An 8,007-nucleotide genomic window follows, 5' to 3' on the forward strand; every position below is an offset into this window, starting at 1 on the left:
TTTTTTATGAAAAATTTAATTATTATCCTGCTACTTTTTACTAGTGTGTCTTTTTCCCAGGAAATATATACCTTTAAAAGTGGTGGTAGAGTTTTTGAAAATGGCAAAAAAATTAATTCTTCTGAAATAGCAACCTATTTTGGTCATAAACCTGAAATTTTAAGTTTATATAAAGCTGGCAAAACAAAAAAAACTGTTGGGAATATATTTTTATATGGCGGAATATTTACATTTATTTCAACACATCTTATTCATGTTGAAAATGCCGCTCCGGGTAGAGAATCTTCAAATACCATGTATTTTGTTGGTGCCGGAATATCGTTGATTGCCATTCCAATTAAAATAGGATTTCAAAAGAAAATAAAGAAATCCATTCATTTGATGAATGAGGAAATAAAATTACAAAAACAAAATACTGGAATCAATTTTGAATCAAATATAATTGCCAATGCAAATGGAGTTGGTTTAAAACTCACCTTTTAATTATGTCACAAAAACGCTTATTTCTTTTAGACGCTTACGCATTAATTTTTCGAGGCTATTATGCCTTTATAAAAAATCCAAGAATCAACTCAAAAGGCATGGATACTTCTGCCATTATGGGTTTTATGAATGCCTTGATGGACGTCATAAAACGGGAAAAACCAGATCATTTAGCAGTTGCTTTTGATAAAGGCGGCAGTACGTTTCGTTTAGAAATGTTTGAACAATACAAAGCCAACCGGGATGCAACACCCGAAGCTATAAAAATTGCGGTGCCTTATATTCAAGATTTATTGCGCGCTATGCATATTCCAATTATAGAAGTAGCCGGTTTTGAAGCTGACGACTTAATTGGTACGATTGCCAAACAAGCCGAAAAAGAGAATTATAAAGTCTTTATGGTTACGCCTGATAAGGATTTTGCACAATTGGTTTCGGAAAATATTTTTATGTATCGTCCTGCCAGAATGGGAAATGATATTGAAATTTGGGGAATTCCTGAAGTACAAGCCAAATTTGAAATCGAGCATCCCTTACAAGTAATTGACTTTTTGGGAATGATGGGCGATGCCGTGGATAATATTCCTGGATTACCCGGAGTTGGTGAAAAAACGGCTAAGAAATTATTAGCCGAATTCGGTTCAATGGAAAATCTTTTAGACAATACCGATAAACTAAAAGGCGCGTTAAAAGACAAAATTGAAGCCAATAAAGCACAAGGTATTTTATCTAAAAAATTAGCAACCATTTTATTAGATTGCCCAGTAACTTTTAACGAAAAAGATTACGAATTATCTTCGCCAGATGTTGAAAAAACAGATGCGTTATTTATGGAATTAGAATTCCGACAAATGAAAGCGCAATTCGATAAATTGTACAATCCAACAGCGAATGCTGAAGGAACAAATTCTGAGATTCCCGTTTTAAAGAAAGCACCGGTTAAAAAAACTACAGATGAACAATATGATTTATTTGGTTTTTCTGATGGTGAAGATGCTACAGAAACACTCACTTCGTATTATGCAACTTTAGAAAATACGGAACATTTTTATCAAAACGTCCAAGGCGATTTACCTACAAAAATGTTCATTCAGAATGTATTGAATCAAACTTCCGTTTGTTTTGATACGGAAACGACAGGTTTAGATGCTTTAAATTCCGAATTAGTAGGTTTGGCCTTTTCTTGGGAAAAAGGAAAAGGATTTTATGTGCCATTTCCAGAAAACAGAGAGGACGCTCAGATTTTAATTGAAAAATTTAAGCCGTTTTTCGAAAATGAAAACATCGAAAAAGTGGGTCAAAATATTAAATACGATATAAAAATTCTTTCTCAATACGGAATTGAAGTCAAAGGCAATTTATTTGATACGATGATTGCGCATTATTTGATTAATCCCGATATGCGTCATAATATGGATGTATTGAGTGAAACGTATTTGAAATATTCGCCAAAATCTATTACCGAATTAATTGGGAAAAAAGGGAAAAATCAGGGCAATATGCGCGATATTCCTTTAGATGAAATTAAAGAATACGCTGTAGAAGATGCCGATGTAACGATTCAACTTAAAAATCATTTTTTACCTATTTTAGAAAAAGTGGGTACGAAAAAATTATATGACGAAATTGAGATTCCGTTAGTTCCTGTTTTAGCCGATATGGAAAAAGAAGGTATTAATTTGGATGTCGACTTTTTGAATAAAATGTCAGTTGAAATGACAGCTGAAAGCAAAGCTTTAGAACAAAAAATCTATGAAACTGCTGGTGAAACCTTTAATTTGGCCTCTCCAAAACAATTAGGCGATGTGTTGTTTGACAAAATGAAAATTGGCGGAGCAAAACAAAAGAAAACAAAAACTGGTCAGTACGCAACTGGTGAAGAAATATTAAGTTATTTAGCCCACGACAATCCGATTGTAAAAGACATTATAGAATGGCGTCAAATGGTGAAATTACAAAGTACTTACATTGATGCGTTGCCGAATCAAGTAGATTTAAAAACGGGGCGGGTTCATACCGAATATATGCAAACTGTTGCGGCAACAGGTCGTTTAAGTTCAAACAATCCGAATTTACAAAACATTCCCATTCGTACCGAAAGAGGAAGACAAATTAGAAAAGCTTTTATTGCCAGAGATGAAAATCACACCATAGTTTCTGCAGATTATTCTCAAATTGAATTGCGAATTATTGCTGCTTTATGTGGTGAAGAAAATATGATTGCTGCGTTTAAAAATAATGAAGACATTCATAAAAGTACAGCAGCTAAAGTCTTTAATATTCCTTTAGATGAAGTAACTTCAGCGCAAAGAAGTCACGCTAAAACCGTCAACTTTGGAATTGTTTATGGTGTTTCGGCTTTCGGATTGAGTAATCAAACCAATTTATCACGAAAAGAAAGTGCTGAGTTGATTGATGCTTATTACAAAACCTATCCAAAATTAAAATCATTTATTTCTGAACAAGTAGATTTTGCAAGAGAAAACGGTTATGTAGAAACGATTTCAGGCAGAAGACGTTATTTGAAAGATATCAACTCTGCCAATGCAATAGTTCGTGGTGGTGCAGAAAGAAATGCCGTAAATGCACCTATTCAAGGTTCTGCTGCAGATATTATTAAAATTGCGATGATTAACATTCATAAAAAACTAAAATCGGAAAAGTGGCACTCAAAAATGTTGTTGCAAGTTCATGATGAATTGGTTTTTGATGTGCATAACAGCGAATTAGAAAAAATTCAACCGATGATTAAATTCGAAATGGAAAATGCTTTTAAAATGATTGTTCCGTTAGAAGTGGAAATTGGCAGTGGCAAAAACTGGTTGGAAGCACATTAATTTAGAAACCTGACAGGTTTCGAAAACCTGTCAGGTCTAAACAAAAATGCCTTCTTAAAATTAAGAAGGCATTTTTATGTGTTTTATTTTTTAAATTTATTGACCCACAACTTTTACGTTATCTACTTCCCAAGAAGCAGCTGCAGAAGTTGTAGAAGTATACTTAAAAGCAATTCTAAAGTTTGAACTTCCAACAAAAGATGAAATATTTATTCCTCCTGAAGATGTAAAAGGCGTAAAACTACCACTTGTCCATACAGGTAAATTTGCAGTAGTTATTTGAGTCCATGTAGCAGTGTTAGGTAAACCTGTTCCATTATAATTTGTAGAAACCCATATAGTTAATGCAGGCCCAGCATAACGAGTGCTAGTTTCAAATGAAACTAAAGCAGCAGAAACACCACTTAAATTGATAGCTGGTGAAATTAACCAATCTTCATTAAGTTGACTTCCTCCACTAAAACCATTCATTAATGCACAAGGAGCAGGATTACCAAAAGTAGTAGTTCCCCAGACTTGAGCACCAACTACATTTTGTTTTGACCATAATCCAAAATTAGATGTAAATGATTCTTCAAACAAAGGCACAACTCTAGTTCCTGTTAGTTTTACATCGTTCTCTGTACGAATCATAAACTGATAATCTCCATTATATCTTGTAAGAACACCTCTAATTTTACCATTTCCTGAAGGAATTGATTTAGACATAAAGGAAGCAAATTCACTAACTCTTACAATAATAGAATTACCAGCGGCATCTTTAAGGATGTGATTTGTAGCACCACCAATACTATTTAATGTAGCATCATAATATTTTTTCCCCAAAGATTCATCAGCAAATTGAACTGCGTCAAACTCTATTAATTTGTTTAAATTAGCGTTATTTTTTGCTGCAGAAATTGTCATTTGATTTACAATTGCACTTTCATCAACTTTTGTACAACCTCTTTTAATTATTGATTCATATTCCACACCAGAAATTCTTCCTACTTGTGTTACATTATATAAAGAACCGATTTCTAATGAATAGGTTTGACTATTATTTGCAAAGTATCTGTCTTTCATTTTAACATATACTTTTCTACCTGGCTCATATTTAGTGTATAAATTATAAGAATCAACCGGGATACTAAACCCTTTAGTTCCGTCTACAGAAACCATAGAAATAGATTTGTAAAAATTTCCACCTTCGTCGCTAGAAGTAATGTAAGCTTCAATTACATCGTCTGCCATATATTTCTGAGCAGTTGCATTTGCTGCAGTTGCAACATCTTGTGGTGTTTTTGTAACTGTCAAATCAGAACATTCACCTGATAAATTTGGCACGTCATAATTGTCACTATTAATACAACTAAAAAGCGTTGAAAATAGTAATGTTGCTATTAATATATTTAATTTTTTCATAACTTTTAATTATTTAATTTATAAAATAAAAAATTATCTACTTGAAAGGCACCATCTAAAGTAATATCTGAACCAGAGCCTTTAAATTTGAAAGCAATATGTGCTTTCCCATTATATGCAGATAAATCAATATTACTTGCTAGAAACTGATACCAAGCCACACTTTTTGTTGGAATATTTGCTTGTAATGGTGACCAAGTGGCTGCTAAAACATTTGTTCCATCATAATTTGTTGATATGAATACTTGCAAACTATTGTTTGGCGAATCCACATCTAAATGGTGTTGCGCTACTTCAAAAGCCACTCCTTTTTTCTGTGCCACATCTAAATTAATTTCTGGCGAAATTAACCAAGCCGTATTTACAGGACTTCCTGAGTTAAATGCGCTAAACTCAGCATATCCGTTAGTTACACCACCAGTTGTATAGGTTTTTTCTCTCCACTTCCATGCACCTGTTTCATTAAAATTTGTCCATGATGCAATATCTAAATCTGTACTATTTACTGCCGTTTGAAAATCTTCTTTTGAAATGGTTACTGTTGTTTTTGGTAACGCCGTTTCATCTTCTGTACAACTTACTAAAGTTGTCATAAAGAATACAGCTAATGTAATTTTTAATACTATATTTTTCATATCTAAAAAATTAAAAGTTAACGTATACATTTATAAAATAAGTTCTTCCATATCCGTAAAAATACTTCGGTCCGAAAGCTGGTGTTCCGTTTGCGTTATCTACTTGTAAATCTGGGAAAGTAGCTTTTCTTGATTGTTCAAAACCACCTGTTTTGTAAGTTGTGTCCAATACATTATTAATAGAAGCGAAGAATCCAATTGTAGTGGTGTCTACTCGCCATGATTTCCCACCGATAAGATTTAATAAATTAAAATTAGCAAATTTTTCTTGAGTTAAAGCTTGTCTTACAGCTGCTTCAGTTGCTCCTGGAAAAGAAATTCCATTGTTGCTTAATGAGAAATTATCGGTTCTTGTAATGTTTGAAACATCTAAATACGAATCCGCTAGGTAATTAATATTTGCACCAACCCACCAGAAATTTGGATCTCTATATTCCAATCCTAAAGAGGCTGCTGTTTGTGGCATACCAGGTAATCTGTAATTTTTTAAATACGCTTTACCAAAATCTACCACTGGTTGTGTGTTTGTTAAAGTTGCTTGTGCATCGTCATTAATTTTTAAATTTGGATTGTTTCCATATAAATATTGACCGTATGATGCGGCAACAGTAGCTTTAATCGTAGAAGTAAACTGATATTCTAAACCAACTTCAGCTCCAAAATTTCTCTTTTCAATTCCTGTTAATAATTCAGAAATAAAAGAATCTTGGTCGTTCCCATCTACATCTTCTCCAATACCTTCTGCATAAAAGAAAGAAATTTCAGTTGCATTTTGTACTCTTGAAGCAAATCCTGTTACACGTGCTTTAAATTTAGGCGTTCTTACTACATAAGAAGCATCTAAACTTGCAATTGTTTCGCTGTTTAATTCTGGAGTAATGTTATTATTAATACGAGCATTTGCAAAAGTATTTCTCATATTTGGTGCTTTTGTCATATACACCCCATTGAAATCTAATAAATGTTGTCCTGTAATTTTATAAGTCAATCCACCTTTGAATCCGAAATTTTCAAAATTTTGTTTCGATCCTTTTCCAAAAGACGTGTTAGCATAAATTCCGTTTCTGTATAAACCTTCTCTTTGATATTGTGTTCTTGAGAAAGATTGTGCTAAATAGAAATCTACTTTTTTGTACGTAAATTTAAATTGCGTAAATGCATCTGCAACCACAGCATTTAAATTATAATTGTATCCGTATTCGTCACCCACTTTAATTTGTCGGTTCGGATTATTTAAATCAGATTGGGTTTGATCTCCTGAGTAAAACGGATCAACATCTGAAAAATATTGTCCCCCTAATAAATCCAACATATGTTGAAAATTATGAGATTTTAATTTTTTAAAGCTTGCCCCCGCATTTAATTTTACGTTATCCGATAAATCTGAAAATAAAATAGAATTGGCTGTAAATTGTTTGTCATCAGTTCTGTCCTCATATAAAGCATAAACACTCTTATTTACCCCTTGTTGATCAACACTACTAAATTGATTGGCATAATACATTGCATTCCAGTTAATTTGACTGTTATTTAAGAAGTAATTTTGAGCTGCATTTGCACCTGCAATATCGCCTAAATTTGAAAAATAACTTGGTAAATTTTTATAGTATGTTGGGTCTGGACTATTTGCTGTTTGGTAATCTAATCTACTGTTTCCGATTGAACCTGTTTGATAAGCAACATTTGTAGTTAATGTAGTTTTATCGGACATTTTCCAAAAATGACTTAACATTAAAATTGGCTCTTCAACATCTTTGTCTCTTGAATTACGTTTTTTTCCATCTTGCCATCCCCAATACGAGTTGTATTTAATTCCCATTAAATTATTAACCTCATTGGTGTTTGGAGAAGATTTTCCTCTGGTATTTTGAGCGTATATTGCTGTAAAATTTAAACTGTGTTTTTTATTTATTCTTTTCTCTACACTTGCAAAAAAGGAATTGGCGCCATAATCTGTTCCTTCAAAATAGCCTTCTTGAGCCCATCTTCTTGAACCAGAAATACTGTAAGCCCAACCATTTTCCATTAATCCTGAATTTTGTGTAAACATGGAACGCCAAGAATAATTTGTATTGGTTCCTGCCATAGAAATTCTTGTTCCTTTTCTGTATAAAGAGGCTCTCGTATTAATTTCTTGTGTTCCTAAAATACCCCCAAAAGTATAATCGGAAGGGGCAGAACCTAAAGTAAATTCTTGATTTCTTGTGGCGTCATTTAATCCTCCCCAATTGCTCCATTGTGGTCTTCCGTCATAGATTTTGTTCATTGAAATTCCATTTATCATGGTAACTCCATATTCATTATCTAAACCTCTCATTCTAAAACGAGCTTGACCCCAATTGAAAGCTGCCGCTTGCTGATAAGCATCTCTTGAAGATTGTAACAATCCTGCGGTGCTTTCAGAACCACTGTTATCATCACCTAAATCGTTTTCAGTAATCGTTACTAAACTTAATTGCTGCTCTGATGTAATGTCTTCGTCCAAAAATAATAAACCTACATCTAAGGTTTGATTTGCCACGACTTCAATTGCAAAATTTTGCGTGTTGTAGCCATCCACGGAAATTACCAAAATTTGGTTTCCATCTGAAATACCACTAATTTGAAATTCTCCCAAACTATTGGTAGTTACAAATTGTTCATTAGAC

The 8,007-nt window shown here is 33.1% G+C and carries 5 protein-coding genes; 2 read left to right on the forward strand and 3 right to left on the reverse strand.

Annotated elements, in window-relative coordinates:
* Positions 1 to 6: 6 nt before the first annotated feature.
* Together ACIQ2I_RS01825 and polA are read left to right on the forward strand one after the other, a co-directional pair.
* Positions 7 to 483 (forward strand): hypothetical protein, encoded by a 477-nt coding sequence (locus ACIQ2I_RS01825; RefSeq protein WP_396180730.1) that lies wholly within the window; start codon positions 7 to 9, stop codon positions 481 to 483.
* Positions 483 to 3,320, forward strand: a complete 2,838-nt coding sequence (gene polA, locus ACIQ2I_RS01830; RefSeq protein ID WP_396180734.1) for a DNA polymerase I — start codon at positions 483 to 485, stop codon at positions 3,318 to 3,320. The genes ACIQ2I_RS01825 and polA overlap by 1 nt, the downstream gene beginning before the upstream one ends.
* A 96-nt stretch (positions 3,321 to 3,416) precedes the next feature.
* Here polA and ACIQ2I_RS01835 read toward each other — a convergent pair whose 3' ends face one another.
* The 3 genes from ACIQ2I_RS01835 to ACIQ2I_RS01845 form a co-directional block, all read right to left on the reverse strand.
* Positions 3,417 to 4,724, reverse strand: coding sequence for a DUF5689 domain-containing protein (locus tag ACIQ2I_RS01835; protein WP_396180731.1), 1,308 nt, complete (start codon positions 4,722 to 4,724; stop codon positions 3,417 to 3,419).
* 5 nt (positions 4,725 to 4,729) lie between these two features.
* Entirely contained in the window at positions 4,730 to 5,359 is a 630-nt protein-coding gene (locus tag ACIQ2I_RS01840; RefSeq protein WP_396180732.1) for a hypothetical protein, read from the reverse strand.
* Positions 5,360 to 5,369: 10 nt separating this feature from the next.
* The coding region (locus ACIQ2I_RS01845) for a TonB-dependent receptor (RefSeq protein WP_396180733.1) at positions 5,370 to 8,007 on the reverse strand (2,638 nt) is incomplete at its 5' end.

The organism is Flavobacterium sp. (assembly GCF_044368995.1).
GTDB lineage: Bacteria > Bacteroidota > Bacteroidia > Flavobacteriales > Flavobacteriaceae > Flavobacterium.

Coding starts and splice junctions, on each gene's coding strand:
- ACIQ2I_RS01825 (WP_396180730.1), top strand. CDS start 7: ATGAAAAATTTAATTATTATCCTGCTACTTTTTACTAGTGTGTCTTTT.
- ACIQ2I_RS01835 (WP_396180731.1), bottom strand. CDS start 4,724: ATGAAAAAATTAAATATATTAATAGCAACATTACTATTTTCAACGCTT.
- ACIQ2I_RS01840 (WP_396180732.1), bottom strand. CDS start 5,359: ATGAAAAATATAGTATTAAAAATTACATTAGCTGTATTCTTTATGACA.